Source organism: Agrobacterium sp. LAD9 (genome assembly GCF_003031125.1).
Classification (GTDB): domain Bacteria; phylum Pseudomonadota; class Alphaproteobacteria; order Rhizobiales; family Rhizobiaceae; genus Agrobacterium; species Agrobacterium radiobacter.
In genome coordinates this window covers 92,459-108,075 of sequence record NZ_PHGS01000025.1, presented here as the reverse complement: position 1 = coordinate 108,075, position 15,617 = coordinate 92,459, and the positions used below count along the sequence as shown (strand labels likewise).

At 59.4% G+C, this 15,617-nt stretch carries 13 protein-coding genes; 3 read left to right on the top strand and 10 right to left on the bottom strand.

Annotation, left to right across the window (positions count from 1 at the left end):
• Positions 1 to 14 precede the first annotated feature (14 nt).
• Both DA915_RS22040 and DA915_RS22035 read left to right on the top strand, forming a co-directional pair.
• On the top strand, positions 15 to 728 hold the full coding sequence (locus DA915_RS22040) for a GntR family transcriptional regulator (RefSeq protein WP_020808676.1): 714 nt from the start codon (positions 15 to 17) through the stop codon (positions 726 to 728).
• Positions 729 to 761: 33 nt separating this feature from the next.
• On the top strand, positions 762 to 1,682 hold the full coding sequence (locus DA915_RS22035) for an SMP-30/gluconolactonase/LRE family protein (protein WP_192886632.1): 921 nt from the start codon (positions 762 to 764) through the stop codon (positions 1,680 to 1,682).
• A gap of 24 nt (positions 1,683 to 1,706) precedes the next feature.
• Here DA915_RS22035 and DA915_RS22030 read toward each other — a convergent pair whose 3' ends face one another.
• The 10 genes from DA915_RS22030 to DA915_RS21985 form a co-directional block, all read right to left on the bottom strand.
• Entirely contained in the window at positions 1,707 to 3,020 is a 1,314-nt protein-coding gene (locus tag DA915_RS22030) for an HlyD family type I secretion periplasmic adaptor subunit (RefSeq protein ID WP_107677322.1), read from the bottom strand.
• On the bottom strand, positions 3,007 to 4,854 hold the full coding sequence (locus DA915_RS22025) for a type I secretion system permease/ATPase (RefSeq protein WP_107677321.1): 1,848 nt from the start codon (positions 4,852 to 4,854) through the stop codon (positions 3,007 to 3,009). The genes DA915_RS22030 and DA915_RS22025 overlap by 14 nt, the downstream gene beginning before the upstream one ends.
• Before the next feature lie 14 nt (positions 4,855 to 4,868).
• Entirely contained in the window at positions 4,869 to 5,624 is a 756-nt protein-coding gene (locus DA915_RS22020; protein WP_003506796.1) for a hypothetical protein, read from the bottom strand.
• A 104-nt stretch (positions 5,625 to 5,728) separates the two neighbouring features.
• Positions 5,729 to 8,500: a TonB-dependent receptor gene (locus tag DA915_RS22015; protein WP_107677320.1), complete on the bottom strand. Its 2,772-nt coding sequence runs from the start codon at positions 8,498 to 8,500 to the stop codon at positions 5,729 to 5,731.
• A 149-nt stretch (positions 8,501 to 8,649) separates the two neighbouring features.
• Positions 8,650 to 9,645, bottom strand: a complete 996-nt coding sequence (locus DA915_RS22010) for a FecR family protein (protein WP_107677319.1) — start codon at positions 9,643 to 9,645, stop codon at positions 8,650 to 8,652.
• Between the two features lie 110 nt (positions 9,646 to 9,755).
• Positions 9,756 to 10,256, bottom strand: a complete 501-nt coding sequence (locus DA915_RS22005) for an RNA polymerase sigma factor (protein WP_003506803.1) — start codon at positions 10,254 to 10,256, stop codon at positions 9,756 to 9,758.
• Between the two features lie 206 nt (positions 10,257 to 10,462).
• Complete coding sequence (locus tag DA915_RS22000; protein ID WP_020011960.1) at positions 10,463 to 11,215, bottom strand: ABC transporter ATP-binding protein; 753 nt, start codon at positions 11,213 to 11,215, stop codon at positions 10,463 to 10,465.
• On the bottom strand, positions 11,209 to 12,276 hold the full coding sequence (locus tag DA915_RS21995; protein WP_003506805.1) for an iron ABC transporter permease: 1,068 nt from the start codon (positions 12,274 to 12,276) through the stop codon (positions 11,209 to 11,211). Before DA915_RS21995 ends, DA915_RS22000 begins: the two co-directional genes overlap by 7 nt.
• Entirely contained in the window at positions 12,273 to 13,412 is a 1,140-nt protein-coding gene (locus tag DA915_RS21990) for an ABC transporter substrate-binding protein (protein ID WP_107677318.1), read from the bottom strand. The genes DA915_RS21995 and DA915_RS21990 overlap by 4 nt, the downstream gene beginning before the upstream one ends.
• A 96-nt stretch (positions 13,413 to 13,508) precedes the next feature.
• Positions 13,509 to 14,642 carry an ABC transporter substrate-binding protein gene (locus DA915_RS21985; protein WP_003506807.1) on the bottom strand — a complete coding sequence of 378 codons (1,134 nt, stop codon included), beginning with the start codon at positions 14,640 to 14,642 and terminating at the stop codon, positions 13,509 to 13,511.
• A 113-nt stretch (positions 14,643 to 14,755) separates the two neighbouring features.
• On the opposite strand from DA915_RS21985, the gene DA915_RS21980 reads away from it, so the two are divergent.
• Positions 14,756 to 15,580 (top strand): class I SAM-dependent methyltransferase, encoded by an 825-nt coding sequence (locus tag DA915_RS21980; RefSeq protein WP_107677317.1) that lies wholly within the window; start codon positions 14,756 to 14,758, stop codon positions 15,578 to 15,580.
• The last annotated feature ends 37 nt before the right edge of the window (positions 15,581 to 15,617 follow it).

Genomic DNA, 15,617 nt, shown 5'->3' with positions numbered 1-15,617 from the left:
ACGCTGGAGGGTATATGCCGAAAATTCCCGTAACAGGTGGCACCGTGCCGACGATGGAACGACTGGACCTTCACCGTCCGGTCGTTGACCAGATCTATTCCGCGCTGAAATCGGCCATCCTTTCGCGGGAGCTTTTTCCCGGCCAGGCGGTTTCGGAAAACGAAATCGGGCAATCCTTCAGTTCCAGCCGAACGCCGGTGCGCGAAGCGCTGAGCCGCCTGCGGGATGACGGCCTGATCGTCACCCTGCCAAGCCGCGGGACCTATGTTTCGAGATTATCGGAAAAGAACATTCGCAGCGCGCAATTCATCCGCGAGGCCTTGGAGGTTGCAGCGGTTAGCAGGCTGTGCCAGATCGGCCTGACGGCGGAAGCCGAGCTGGAGATCGAACACGCCCTGAATGGCCAGCGTGCAGCCATGCGCCGCGGAGACAGAAAGGCTTTCCGCGTACATGACGACCAGTTCCACAGCGCGCTTGCTGCTGCGACGGGTCTCGAGAGACTGGAAACGCTATTGATCCGCGAAAAGGCGGGGCTGGATCGCCTGCGTGCACTCGCCATCACCGACGAGGCGCATATGGCACGCCTGCTCTCCGAACACGAGGCGGTTTACGACGCGATCAAGGCCGGGGACGAAGCCCGTGCGGCCGACGATTTGCGCAAGCACTTAAGGCGCGTCCTCGGCATTCTTTCGCAGGTTTTCGAGAACCATCAGGACTATTTCGAATAATTCTGCGGCATCTTTTTCAACGGTTCGAGCATCATGAATACGGCAAATCCCGCACAAACGCTTGCCATGTCGCAGGCGAAACTTCTTTGCGACACGATGAGCACACTTGCGGAATCCCCTGTTTGGGACGAACGGCGACAGGTGCTTTTCTGGTGTGACATCCTCGGCAGAACGGTGCGATCTGCAGCGCTTGAGCCGGGCTTCTATCGCGAATGGTCGTTCCCGCACACGGTATCGAGCCTCGGGCTTTGTCAGAACGGCGATCTTATCGTCGCCTGCGGCATGGATATTATCATCCTCGATCCGGATAGCGGCAAAACGCGTTTCCTCCATTCCGTTCCGGCACCGGAAGGCATCCCCTGCCGGCTGAACGACGGCCGGATCGGCCCCGACGGCGCTTTCTGGGTGGGAACCATGCACAATGTGCTGCTCCCGGACATGCAGCCATATGGCGAACTTTGGCGGATCACCGAAAAGAACACCGAGCGCATGCAGACCGGGCTGACATGCCCCAATGGGCTGGCCTTCTCCCAGGACGGATCGATCATGTGGCAGAGCGATTCCGTCCAGAAATGGATACGACGGCGAAAATTCGACAGCAGTAACGGCAGGTTCGATGAAGGCGTGCTGGTGGCCCAGATGACGGAAGAGACAGGAAGACCCGATGGCGGCTGTCTCGATAACAACGGCACTTATTACAGCGCAGGCGTTTCCGCCGGCCTGCTGAACGTTTTCACGCCCGACGGCAAACAGGCGGAGGTCATCGCGGCCCCTGTCCCGCACCCCACCATGCCCTGCTTCGGAGGGCCCGATTTCAATATCCTGTTCCTGACATCACACCGCCACAACATGTCCGAGGACCGGCTGAACAAAGCACCATTTTCGGGCGGCGTCTGGGCGATCCCGACACAGACAAAAGGGTTCGCCGGCTTCCGTTTTGGCGACGATGGATAAAGCCCGGAAGCCGGGTTCGGCCTCCTATTCCTCCCGGAAGGCGCGGCTGATCTGGTCCGTCAGCGGCTTGGCGATATAGGACAGCGCCGTCCTTTCGCTGGTCTGAATGAAGGCCTCGGCCGGCATGCCCGGCACCAGCGGCGCATTGTTCAGCTTCTGCCGCTCGGAGACCGGCACGGAAATTCGTGCCAGATAATAGGAGAGGCCGCTACGCTGATCGGTGGTGATGTCAGCCGCAATGCGGCTGACATGGCCTTCCAGTTCCGGCGTGACCCGCTGGTTGAAGGCAGTCATGCGCAACATCGCCTTTTGCCCCACCTGCAGCTGATCAATATCCTTCGGAACGATCTGCACCTCCAGCGCCAGCTCATCGCCATCAGGGACGATGAGCATGATCGGATCGGCCGGGGTCACCACGCCGCCCACGGTATGCACGGCCATTTCATGCACCATGCCGGATTGCGGCGCGACGATATCGATGCGCTTCAGCTGATCTTCGGCGGCGACCTTGCGCTCGACGAATTCCCCCATCTGGGCCTGTATCTCGCGCAGTTCCCGACCGACCTCGGTTCGTAATTCCTGATCAATCTGCAGGATTTGCAGCCTGGTTTCGGTGATGCGCCCCGCCGTCTGCGCCTGATAGGCAATTTTTTCGCCGCGCTCACCGCCGAATGTCGCGGCCTGTGTCTGCAGGCTGTTCAGCCGCTGCACGGACACGACACCCTGTTCGCGCAGGGATTTCTGCGAGGTAATTTCCGCCTCCAGCACGGCGAGGCCGTTATCATAGGCGACTTCCTGCGCCTTCAGCCCTTCGATCTCATGTTCGAACTGGGTGATGCGTTCCGAAAGCTGCGCTTTCCGCCCTTCGCGGTAAGATTTGCGGAATTCGAACAACTTGGTTTCACTGCGCATGGCGGAGGCGACATCGGGATCGTCCTTTCGCACGATGAGAGTCTGCGGAAAGACGAGTTCCGGCAGATCGTCACGCTCGGCCTCCAGCCTTGCCATCCTCGCATTCAACTCATCCAGACGTTTGGTGACGATGGCGAGATTGGCGCGGGTCTGGGTCGCGTCGAGGCGCATGACCACATCGCCGGCCTTCACCCTGTCGCCCTCGTTCACCAGAATTTCACCGACGACACCGCCGCTCGGGTGCTGCACCTTCTTCGTATAGGAATCCACCACCAGATGGCCGGAGGCAACCACCGCGCCGGCAAGATTGGTCGTCGCGGCCCATCCGCCGACACCGCCCAGCAGTACAACGCCGGTGGCAAGACCGGCAAGAAGATGTTTGCGGATGGAGTGGGACACATGGCTGCGCTGATCAATGTTTGACATCCGCATCTCCTTCCTGGCTGCTCTCTTCACGGACCTCTTCCAACACAGCAACCTGAGGCTGGGCATTGGCGACGACGCGCAGCGGCGAGACCGTCTGGGCGGATGCGGTAAATCCCTTGGCTGTCTGCGCCTGCGGAGCGCGCAGCACCTTCGACAACACCTCGTCGCGCGGGCCGAAGGCCTTCATCCGTCCCTCTTCCATCATCAGAATGAAATCGACGGCACCGATGGCGCTTGGCCGGTGGGCGACGACGACGGCGATACCGCCCCGCGCCTTGACCGAAGAAATCGACTTCACCACGGCGGCTTCGCCTTCCGCATCGAGATTGGCGTTCGGCTCGTCCAGCACGACGATGAAGGGATCACCATAAAGAGCCCGGGCAAGACCAATGCGCTGGCGCTGCCCGGCGGAAAGCGCCGAACCCGCCTCGCCGATATCGCTATCATAACCCTTTTCGAAACGCAGGATCAGCTCATGCGCGCCGGCAGCCCTGGCCGCCGCGATGATGGCCTCGGGATCGGGATTATCCTCGAAACGGGAGATATTTTCACCGATCGTGCCGTCGAACAGTTCAACGCCCTGCGGCAGATAACCGATATGGCGGCCGAGCGTTTCCCGGTCCCACTGATCGAAACTTGCTCCGTCCAGTCGTACCTTGCCGGCAGCCGGCATCCACGCGCCGGCGAGAATGCGCGAAAGCGTGGATTTACCCGAGCCGGAGGGGCCGATAACGCCGAGCGCGTTTCCAGCGCTCACGACAAAACCGAGACCGGTGACCGTTGGCTTTCTCTCTCCCGGCGGAACGATGGTGACGTTTTCGACCCGCAATTCCTTTTCAGGCTTCGGCAGCGCCATGGCGGCGGCATTGGCTGGCATCTGCGCGAAAAGCTCCCTCAGCCGCGCCCAGCTCTGGCGGGCGGCCACGAAGGACTTCCAGTTGGAGATGGCAAGATCAACGGGCGCCAAGGCCCGACCCATCATGATCGAACTGGCGATCATCACGCCGCCGGAGGCTTCCTGGTTGATGACAAGCCATGCCCCAACAGCAAGAATGGCCGATTGCAGCACCACCCGAAGGGATTTTGCAGTATTACCGAGACCGCCGGCCACATCACCCGCCTTGCGATTGGCGGCGAGATAGGCCTCATTGGAATTCTGCCAGCGTTTGCCAAGCCGGCCACCCAGTCCCATGGCCTGCACGACTTCGGCGTTACGGCGCGAGGCCTCCAGCTGCCGGTTGCGGGCCATGTTTTCCACCATGGTGTCGCGGATCGGCTTCTGCGAGAAAATATTGGTAAGGATCGTAAGGGAGACGAGCAGTATCGCGCCGGCAAGGGCCGTAACGCCGATCCAGAAATGAAACAGAAAACATATGCCGAGATAAAGCGGCATCCACGGCAGATCAAAAAACGCGGTCGGCCCCGTGCCGGACAGAAAACCGCGCACATTGTCGAGATCGCGCAACGGCTGCAGACCATCGCCCGGCATGCGATTGACGAGCGGCAGGCGCACCACCGCATCATGCACCCTGCCGGAGTGGCGCATATCGAAGTCTTCGCCGATACGGATCAGGACGCGGGCGCGGATGATATCAAGCAGGCATTGAAAGCCGTAAAGTCCAAGTGCGAGAAGAGCGAGCCCGACCAGCGTCGGCAGGCTGCCGCTTGCCAGCACCCTGTCATAGACCTGCAGCATGAACAGAGGCGACGTCAGCGCGAGTATGTTGACCACGCCACTGACGAGCGCGACGCCGAGAAACGTGCTTTTAAGGGGCGAAACAACCGCCGCAGTGAGGGACTGCGGCGGCGTCTGCTGGTGGTTTTGAAAGCCCACAGCCTGTTTTTCCTTTACGCGGCAAGCGCCGATGCGTTGGCAAAAATGAAGTCCGATGCATCGAGCACATTTGCATCAACGCCATTCAGCGTGATGGAGACGGAAGTGTCTGCTGCAGAAAGGATAACGGCATTTCCGTTATCATTATACCACAACAAATCGTCCACCGAAGTTGCGCCCCAGGCGGAAACATCGAGCGTATCCGTGCCGTCCTGATAGCCGTAGGTTCCGGTCGGGCCAGCCTGCACGACATCATTACCGCCGGAGAATACGAAGGTATCCGCGCCGGCAAAGCCGGTCAGGGTGTTGGAGGCAGCCGTGTCCTCGATCACCGTGCCGGTGGCGGCAAAATAATCATAGAATCCAGCCAGCGAACCGAAGCGGGCAAGCTGGTAAACCGCGAGATCGAGAAGATCGCGCGCGCCGGCGAGCGAATAGGCGCTGTCGGGATCGATCAGCAGTTCCTGCTGGCTGACGGCGATGCCGCTGGTGGACTGGCTGTAGCCGGTGCCGAGAACGATGCTGTCGACCGAACCCGTCAGGTTGCCCTGGGAGTACTGCAGAGCGCCGCTCATGACGATGCCCTTGCCGCCGGAGCTGCCATCGCCCCACGCCTCATAGGTCGTGTTCGGATCGATGGTGGTGGTGGCAAGAGAGCTGGTCTGAGCGTCGTAGAACGCACCATAGGTCGAACCGAAACCGCTCGTCCAACCGTTGAGGTAACCGATCAGGTCGGAGGAAGACTGCGTCAGTTGAATTGTGGTAGCCATAGGTGTACTCCTTTGCTGGCCAATAGAGGTACCTTCGTCCTGTAGCGAAGGCGTTTCATCTCCGGGACGGGCTGCAACCCAGCCTGGAGAATTTCTTCCACGCTTCAGAACTTCACGTTCATCGTCGCGATAAAGGTGCGGCCCGGCGCCGTGTAGGCGCTGGCTGCCGGGATATATTTGCGGTCCGTCAGGTTGTTGACGGCGAAGCGAAGCGTGGCCTTGTCGTTGAAGGCATAGGAACCGTAGAGATCCACCGTCGTGTAGGGATCGGTCACCTCACGCAGATTGCCCTCCGTATCGAGCGTGCGCGACTGCGTCGGCGTGACGTGGTTGAGCCTTGCGCCCAGCGAGAATTTCTCATCGAAGAAACGCATGCCGCCATCGAGCGTCAGCTTCACCTTGGGCGCGACATCGCCGGGCCAGGCGACGATCTCACCCGTTGTCGTGGTAGTGCTGTTGGAGAAAACCTGTGTCTTTTCAGGCCATTCCGTCTTCAGAAACGTCGCCGAGCCGCCGATCCAGAAACTGCGGGCATCGTAATTGCCCTCAAATTCAAGCCCCCGCATATAGGTCGTGCCATCAAGATTGACGAAGCTGGTATAGGTGCGGTCGAGGACCTGATCCGTGACGAGATAACCGAGAGCGATGTAGTCCTTCACCTCCCGGCGAAAGGCGGCCATTTTGATGCGGATGGAATCGTCGTCCAGCAACACGCCGTCGAAACTCATATTCGCACCGATTTCATAGGTCGTCGCTTTTTCGGCGCGCAGGGCTTGGTTCGGAGCATATTCGTATCCGGCGCTATCGCCCGGACGCGCACCGGCGAAAAAAGCCTCGAGAATTGTCGGCGGACGCAGGCTTTGGGAATAGCTCACATAGGGGCGGAACCAGTCGACAGGTTTCAGTTCGATTGTGGCGGATGGCAGCCAGGCGCTGTAGGTGCGATCGATATCGACATTGTGCTCAGGGTATTCGGTGACGGGTATCGGCGGCGTGGTTGTACCGGTTCCCGGCATGCAGCCCGCCGAGGCGTTGGGCCAGGCACGCGCGAGATAAAGCGCATAACGTGTCGCCCAGCTCGGATTTGCCGGAAGAAAGACCCGATTGAAATAGTCTAGAGCCGTATAGTGGTTACGAACGGGATCGCAAGCAACAGACGTGTCGATGAGATAGCTGCGGGTGCTGTAATAAGTCGCTGACCCTTTCAGGCGCGACCAGTCGTAACGTACGCCGCCGCTCAAAGTGATCCAATCGGCCGGCTCCAGTTCACCGTTCAAAAACAGGCTGGCGACATCGCGCCGCCCGGCGGGACTGAATGACGTGTAGCTGCTGGCGAAGGAGGGATTTTCCGCGATTTTGGCGCTTGTCGCAACGGATGTGGCAATATCGCGGAAGGCTTCCGCTCCATAATTCAGGCTGAGCGCGCCCGCCACCGTGTCAAAGCGACTGGTATTTTCCAGACTGCCACCGAAGCTGCGCAGGCCCATGTCGAGATTCGTCTCTACCGCATAAGTGCGCGCCGCCCGCAATTCATGCGTCATATTATCGTTCAGCCACAGCGACGACTTGAAGTCGATGAGCTCGCTCTCCGGGTCCCAGTCCAGCTTCGCCACGACGCTGTCGTTTCGCACGCTTTCCCGGTCGATCACCGTGGACGCGCCCTGAACGAAATCATTCTCCTGATGCATCCAGGAAAGCGAGGCCTTCACGTCGCCGAAGTCGCCTTCACCCTTGAAAAAGGTGGACCAGCCATCGCGGCCGAGCAGGTCTTTCATCGTCAGCGCGGTGCTTCGGGCCTCACCCTTTGTTCCGATCTTGTATTCATCCATGATCGTGCGGCTGTAGCCGGCGACGAAGGAAAGAGGACCATCCGGCGAGCGGACGGCGCCGAGAACCGAGCCCTGAAAATCATAGCCATTGGTGCCGCGGGAAACATTCACTTCCCCACCCTTGTTCTCACCTGCGGCAATCAGATCATCGGCGCTGACGGTGCGGAACTCGACCTTGCCACCCAGAGAGCCGGCATTGCCTGAGCGCGCATTGGTTATTTTCTCGATTTCGACGGCACGGATGAAAGCAACATCGACATAACCCTGCCCGGCGCTTGCGGTGTAGCTCGTCGCGCCGCCGAAAGCCGCACCACGCTGCGCATTCTGCCGCGCACCATCAATGGAGACGACCACGCGGCCGCTTTCCTGCAAACCGCGCACATTGGGCGAAACGGTTGGGAAACTACCATTGCCTTCGCCGGCATAAACGCCCGAAACCCGGTTGAAAACATCGCGCGTGTTGCGCACGCCGGCCGACTGGATCGCCTCACGGCCAACCACGCTAACGCTGGCGGGCGTTTCATAAACCCAGTCGGGCGTGCCCTGATAACCGGAGCCGGCAATGGAATAGCGCCCGGTTTTACCCGTCACGGTAATGGTTTCGAGAACCGTCGTCCCCTCCGTCCCGGAGAGATCGACGGTCGATTGCCCAGTGCCGATGATGACGGTTCTGCCGTTTCCGGTGAAGCGGAAATTGACCCCCGTTCCCGCCAGCAACCGCGACAGCGCATCCCGTACCGTGAAACTGCCAGTGACGGCATTGGTGCGCACATTGCCGGCAGACGGGGTGGCAAGCGTGACCTGAAGGCCGGATTGACGCCCGAAAGCGCCCACGACGGAGGATAGTGACTGGGCGGGAATATTGAATGGCCGCGTTGCCCCCTGCTCACCACCGGGGCGCTGAGAATTTGCGGTGTCAGTTCCGGTCTGGGCAAAAATAGGCGCGGCGAATGAAACGGCGATCGCCGTTGTCGCCAACAGCACGCCCCTGCGCGCCTGCTTTGCCGCTTTTCCCTCTGAACCGGTCTTGCATGTCTGGAGGCGCATATTGCTTTCGTCTTCCTGTCTTTCGCTCCGGATATATCTTGACCGGATTACTCAACAAAAAGACGATTGCCTCGTCGATTTTTTTCAGACTTTCAGGATAAATTTTATAAATTACTGAAAATAAATATGATTTTTTGTTTCAGAGCGTTTCAGAAACGGGTGATGATGCGGGCGCTGCCGCCAATCGCATGCACCTTGCCCTTGTACGGTTCCACCAGCGCCTCCAGCGCGCGATCCGGATCGCGCAGATCGTAAAAACCCGTCACCCTCTGTTCGGCAAGCCGCTTGTCGGCCATCGTCAGCCATGCCGGATGGTAACGCTGGATCTGTTCCACGACCGAGCCTATCGTCGCATCGACCACGTAGAGTTCACCGTTGCGCCAGCCGCCAATATCCTCGACGGAAACAGTCTCTTTGCGGATCACGCCGGAAGCATCGACAATCAGCATCTCGCCCGGCACGAGCCGCGTTGACGGCGCATTGCGGAAGGACGCTTCCACGGAACCATGCGCCAGCGCCACTTGCGTCACTCCATCCGTCAGGTCGACGTCAAAAGCCGTGCCCAGCACCTGAACGGTCAGGTTTTTTGCCTTCACGACAAAGGGACGGGTTTTGTCCGGCACGACATCGAAAAAAGCTTCACCCTTCAGCACCGTCACATTGCGACGGCCATCCGTGAAATCCGTTGAAAGCGCGCTCGCCGCCGCAAGCTGCACCTTGCTGCCGTCTTCCAGCGTTATCGTGCGGTTTTCAGCGGTGGTGGTCTGATAATCAGCCTCCAGGCGAACGAAAAATGCTGGAACGAACAGCATCGCAAGACAGAGCGATGCCGCCGCTGCGGCCGCGCCGGCATAATGCCGCACGGACCAGCGCCGCCGCTGCGGCTTTGTCGCGGCCTCACCCGGCAGATGTGGCGCGTCTTCCCAGAGGCTCTTGAATTCCGGCTCTACCAGACCGAGGTTCCGCCACGTCTTGCATGTTCGTTCCCAGGCGAGACGGTTTGCGGGCGCAGCCGCCAGCCATTTTTCAAATTCCGCCTTCAGCTGCGGTTCGGCTGAGCCCGACTGCAAACGCAGCAGCCAGTCAGCCGCCTCTTCCGCCTTCCCGGCCGGCAGTTCAATTTTTTTCTCTGGATCAATGGTCATTGAACCGGGCCAGTTCCTTTGGGGGGCGGAGGAGAAGCGTCGTCTTCTGCATTGCTATAAAGACGTTTGACGAAGAGTTTTTTTTCACAGGGCGGCACAATCAGGACAATTTACTTCATTTCTTTGGTAATCGCGGCAATGCTGCCCTTGATCAGACGGTGCGCGCTGGCCACGGACACGCCGAGGTGACGCGCAATCTCCTCCATATTGTAACCACCGAATCTGTGCATTTCCAATGCCACCCTTGCCTGAACCGGCAGGCCGGCCAAAATAGTCCGCATCTGCCGGACTTCGTCGCAGAAAAGCGCATGTTCCTCCGGTGTGCCACTGTCCTGCGGCATGCCCCAGAACGGCGTATCGTCCGGCCGTTCCCTCAGGTCCTGGCGGCTGCGCCTGATATTGTCGAGTGCAAGATTGCGAACGATGCGGAAGAGATAGGATTTGAGATTGGAAGGATTGCCGGAGGCCTCGGGAACGAATTTCAGGAATGCTTCCTGAACCACGTCCTCCGCATCCGCCCGCGACCCCAGAATGAGGGTGGCATATTTGATCAGGTCGACCCTATGCGCGACGTAAGCGTTATAACGCTTGTCATCTTCCCGTATGCCCATGTCTCAACCGAGAGAAATTTGAGGGATCGACCAAACCCGCCGTCCCCCGAATGGCCGCGCAGTTTTGCCGTCCAAAGCTCTAGCATCCAAACCGCGGCTCGAACAGATATTTCATGACTTTTATCATCAAGAATTTGTGCAGGCTGCGGATCCAAGCGCCCGTCGGCAAGCGGACCCGGCAACGGATGCGGCCGGGTCTTGATCTGTCAGATGGCCCCGTCGACGATGACCATGGGTCTGCCCTGCGAGCAGGGCTCGATACGGGCATCGATGCGATAGATATCGCGCAGCATTTCTGGGGTTATCACCGCTTCCGTACTGCCGCTCACCACCATTTCACCGCGCGCGATCACCATCGTATTTTCGCAATAGCGAAGCGCGTGGTTGAGGTCATGCAGGGCGATCAGCACGATCATGCCGGTCTTCTGCGCAAGATCGGTAACGAAGCCCAGAACTTCGATCTGCCGATGGAGATCGAGCGCGGAGGTCGGCTCATCCATCAACAGTACCTCCGGCTTGCGGGCCAGCGCCTGCGCCAGCGAAACAAGCTGCCGCTGGCCGCCGGATAGCTCGCCGAGACCGCGGAAAGCCAGATCGTGGATTTTCAGCGCCTTGAGAATGGCGTCGATCTCGAACAGCTCGTCATCGTGAACCCGCCAGCCGCCGCCCTGCTTGGCGGAAAGAAGCACGGATTCATAGACAGTCAGCACGGCGTTCGCACCGGTATCCTGCGGCATATAGCAGATGGCGCGGTTGCCACGCGCCGTGTCCGAGAGCTCGACCAGACCGGGACCAGAAATCAGGCTGGCGATGCGTTTAAAAAGCGTGGACTTGCCGGCGGCATTCGGGCCGATTACGGCCGTAACACTACCGCTTTCCAGCGTATCGATGCCGACCTTGGAGAGTACAGTGATGCGCCCATAGGCGGCGCCGACATCTTTCAGTGCGAGCGCTACCATGCGCGTCTCCTGTTGCCGAAAATAAGCGCGAAGAAGAAGGGTACGCCGACAAGCGCGGTGATGACACCGATCGGCAGGATCGCACCGGGAATGAGGATCTTGCTGATGACCGAGGTTGCCGAAAGAAGCAGTGCGCCGCAGATCACCGAACCGGGCAGGAAGAAACGCTGGTCTTCGCCAACAACCATGCGGGCGATGTGCGGACCGACCAGCCCGACGAAACCGATGGTGCCGACAAAAGAAACCGGAATGGCCGCCAGAAGGCTGACCGTCAGCATGGTCGTCAACCGCAGCCGCCGGACATTGATGCCCATGCTGGCCGCCTTGTCATCGCCGAGCCTCAGCGCCGTCAGCGCCCAGGCATTGCGCATGAACATCGGCACGGTGACGAGGAGGATGGCGGCCGTGATATAGACCTTGTCCCAGGTCGCCTTGGTCAGGCTGCCCATGGTCCAGAAAACCACGGCGGCGAGCGCCTGTTCAGACGCCAGATATTCAAGCAGCGACAGCGCCGCATTGAAAGTGAACACCAGCGCGATGCCGAGCAGCACGATGGTTTCAACCGTTACCCCGCGAAGCGTCGAGGCGAAATGGATGAAGAGGGCCGCGACCATGGCCATGATGAAGGCATTGATCGGCACCATGTAATGCACCGCGCCCGGAAAGATCGCCACGCCGCCAACCAGCGCCAGCGCCGCACCAAAACTTGCCGCGGCGGAAATGCCGAGCGTGAAGGGGCTGGCGAGCGGGTTAGACAGGATGGTCTGCATCTGTGCGCCCGCAACCGAAAGCGACGCGCCGACAGTGACTGCCATCAGCGCGATCGGCATGCGGATATCCCAGATCACCACCCGGAGCTGGTTTCCGACGGCAGCCGGATCGGCAATGGTCGCCAGAACCTCGGAGAGCGTATAGCGCGCCGGGCCGAGCGCCATGTCGGCGGCCATGCTGAAACACAGGGCGATAAAAAGCCCGAAGAGGATGATGATCCTGCGCGCGGCAAGGGCGCGATATTGATCGCGCCCACTGATGCCAACCGCGCTTTCATTCAGCGAACTCATTGGTTCAAACCTTTTTCCAGCGAGGCGAAATAGCCCGGCTTGTAGGTGACGGGAAGGAATTTGCGGTGAAATTCCTCAAAATTCTTTTCCGGATCGAGATCAGCGAAGAGATCGGGATGGAACCACTTGGCGAATTGCTGGATCGGGAAGAACTCGTATGGAGCACCATAGAACTGATGCCAGACGGCGTGGACATTGCCTTCCTTCACGGCCTTCAGTTCAGGAAACGGCGTGCGCTTCATCAGGTTGGCGAGCCTCTCGCGGGAAAGGGCCATATCCGCGCCGCGTCCGACAGGAACGAACTGGTTGATGTCGGATTCGGCCGCCCAGTTGGAGCCTGTGACGATGACATGGTCCGGATCGGCAACGACGAGCTGCTCTGGATTGAGATCGCCAAACGTCGTCTTGATGATGCCGTCGGCAATATTGTGGCCGCCGGCAAGATCGACCATCGCACCGAAATTGACTGGCCCGAAAGTGCGGCAGCAATTGTTTTCGCCGGAAATTCCCGGCGCACGTTCGATGAAGACGTTCGGACGCTTCAGGTCCTTGACGCTTGCTAGCCGGTCGGCCACGCGGGCGATTTCAGCACGGCGGTAGGCAATGAATTCCCTCGCGCGCTCTTCGGCGCCAAACAGCTTGCCGAGAATCTCGACCGAGGCTTCGCTGTTCTTTTCAGGATCGATGCGGAAATCGAGATAGATGATCTTGATACCGGCGGCGGCGGCCTTTTCTTCGAAACCACTTTCCTTCGCGGACTTCTCCGCTTCCAGATTGAGGGTGATCACATCCGGCGAAAGGGTGATGGCGGTTTCCAGGCTGAAATCGCCCTGCGGCACATAACCGAAACGCGGCAGTTTCTCGATCTGCGGAAAACGCTCGACATAGGCGGCATAACTGTCGGGATCCTTCTTGAGAAGGTCGTCACGCCAGCCGACGATGGTATCAAAGGTCTGCTCGCCCTTGAGCGCCGCGATGACGTGCACCTGACGGGCTTCACCAACGATAACGCGCTTGGCTGGCAGGTCCAGCTCGACCTTGCGCCCGGTGACATCGGTGATTTCCCCGGCATGAGCCGTCACGGCGAGAAGGGAGAAGGCCAGCACCGCAAGATGCCTGAGAGCGTTGAGCCGCATGAGAAGTCCTCATTGAGTTCCAAAACAAAGCGATAAAGCCGCATGGCTGCGGCTTTATCCATCGGTCGGACGGCGCTCCCCTTCACCGTCCCTGTATTACTTGGCGTCCTTCAGCGAAACGAAGTAGCCGGGCTTGTAGTCGAGCGGCAGGAAGCGGGCATGCAGCTCCTTGAAGGTCGCCTCGGGGTCCAGATCCTTAAAGAGGTCGGGATGCAGCCACTTGGCGATTTCCTGAATGGCCACGAACTGATAGGGATTGTTGTAGAACTGATGCCAGATGGCGTGGACATTGCCGTCCTTCACCGCCTGCACACCGGTGAAAGCCGGGCGCTTGGTCAGGTTTTCAAGCTTGCGATGGGCTTCCTTCAGATCCGCGCCATAACCGACGCCGACCCAGTTGCCGCCCGGCACATAACCGTTCCAGTTGCCGCCGGTGATGATGACCTGCTCCGGATTGGAGGCGATGATCTGTTCCGGATTGACGTTGCCGAAGGTGCCGGGAATGATGTCCTTGGCCATGTTGATGCCGCCGGCAAGCTCGACCATCTTGCCGAAATTCTCGTTGCCGAAAGACATGCAGCAATCGTCGGAGTAACCGCCGGCGCGCTCCATGAAAACGACAGGCTTCTTCGGATTGGCCTTTTCAAGCGTATCGGTGACCTTGGCGATGGAGTCGGCGCGGAACTTGATGAAGTCCTCGGCGATCTTTTCCTTGCCGGTCAGCTGGCCCATGAGGCGCATGCTCGGCTCGGTATTTTCCATCGGCTTTTCGCGGAAATCGACGTAAACCAGCGGAATGCCGACCTTGGCGAGCTTTTCGATATAGCCTGCTTCTTCGGTCGCCGTCTTGGCGTCGATATTCATCAGGATCACGTCAGGCTTCAGCGAAACGGCCTGCTCGATGTCGAAGGTGCCGTCCTTCATGCCGCCGAAAGTCGGCAGCTTGGCAACCTCGGGATATTTGGCGAGATAGGCGGCATAGGTTTCCGGATCGGCTTTCGCCAGATCGTCGCGCCAGCCAACGACGTGCTGGAAAGGGTTTTCCTTGTCGAGCGCAGCCAGGAAATAAATCTGGCGACCTTCGCCGAGGATGACGTGCGATACGGGCACATTGACCTCGACATCGCGGCCCGTCACATCCTTGACGGTGACCTTTTCGGCGAATGCCGGCCATGCGGCGGATACGAGAAGGCCAAGGGCAAGTGCCGCAGATTTGGCTGAGATGCGCATCGGATATTGCTCTCCAGTGTTGACTGGCGCGGCTGTATTATTTTCTGACTGTACTAGTCAACATTTATGTTTTAGAGCCATTCTTAACTGACCGGTACATGAGTTGAACACCGATGATCGATACCATCCAATACGGCAAAAACGACAGTCTGAGAGACGAAATCAAATCCTATTGGTCCGGCCGCGCCGCGACTTTCGACCTTTCGCCCGGGCATGAAATTTTCTCCGAAGACGAGCGTGCAGCCTGGCACGCGCTTATCCTGAAACATCTGGGCCGTGGAGAGGGCCGCAAGGCGCTTGATCTCGCCAGCGGCACCGGCGTCATCTCACACCTGATGGACGATCTCGGTTTTCAGGTTACCGGCATGGACTGGTCGGAAACGATGCTGGCCCTTGCCCGGGAAAAAGCGAAAAGCCGTGGACGCAGCATCCGCTTTTTCGTCGGCGATGCCGAAAACACCATGGAGCCGGATGAAAGCGCCGACGTCATCATCACCCGCCATCTGGTCTGGACGCTGGTGGACCCGCAGGCGAGTTTTGCCGAATGGTTCCGTGTCTTGAAACCCGGCGGGCGGCTTCTGATCGTTGACGGCGATTTCGTGAATACCGGCTGGCGCGAAAAGCTGGTGAAGAAACTGGCGGTCAGCCTCGAAAACATCGGCCTCGTCAAACCGGACCAGCCGCACAAGCCGGCGGACCCGGAAAATACCTTCAACAGCATCCTCTCGCGGGTCTATTTTTCGAAGGGCGCAAGGGCCGGCGATGTCGCGGCGCTGTTGCGCACGACCGGTTTCGAACCTGTCGCGATCGATCAGGAACTTCAGGCCATTCACCGCGCCCAGGCGAAAAACTTCAGCCTTCTAAAAGGCGTCCTGCGCGGGCTGCAGCATCGTTATGCGGTATGTGCGGTGAAGCCGGATGTTACTGGCAAAAGCTGAGGCGGCATCAACCGCCGCAGCTGGGCCTCCGACATCG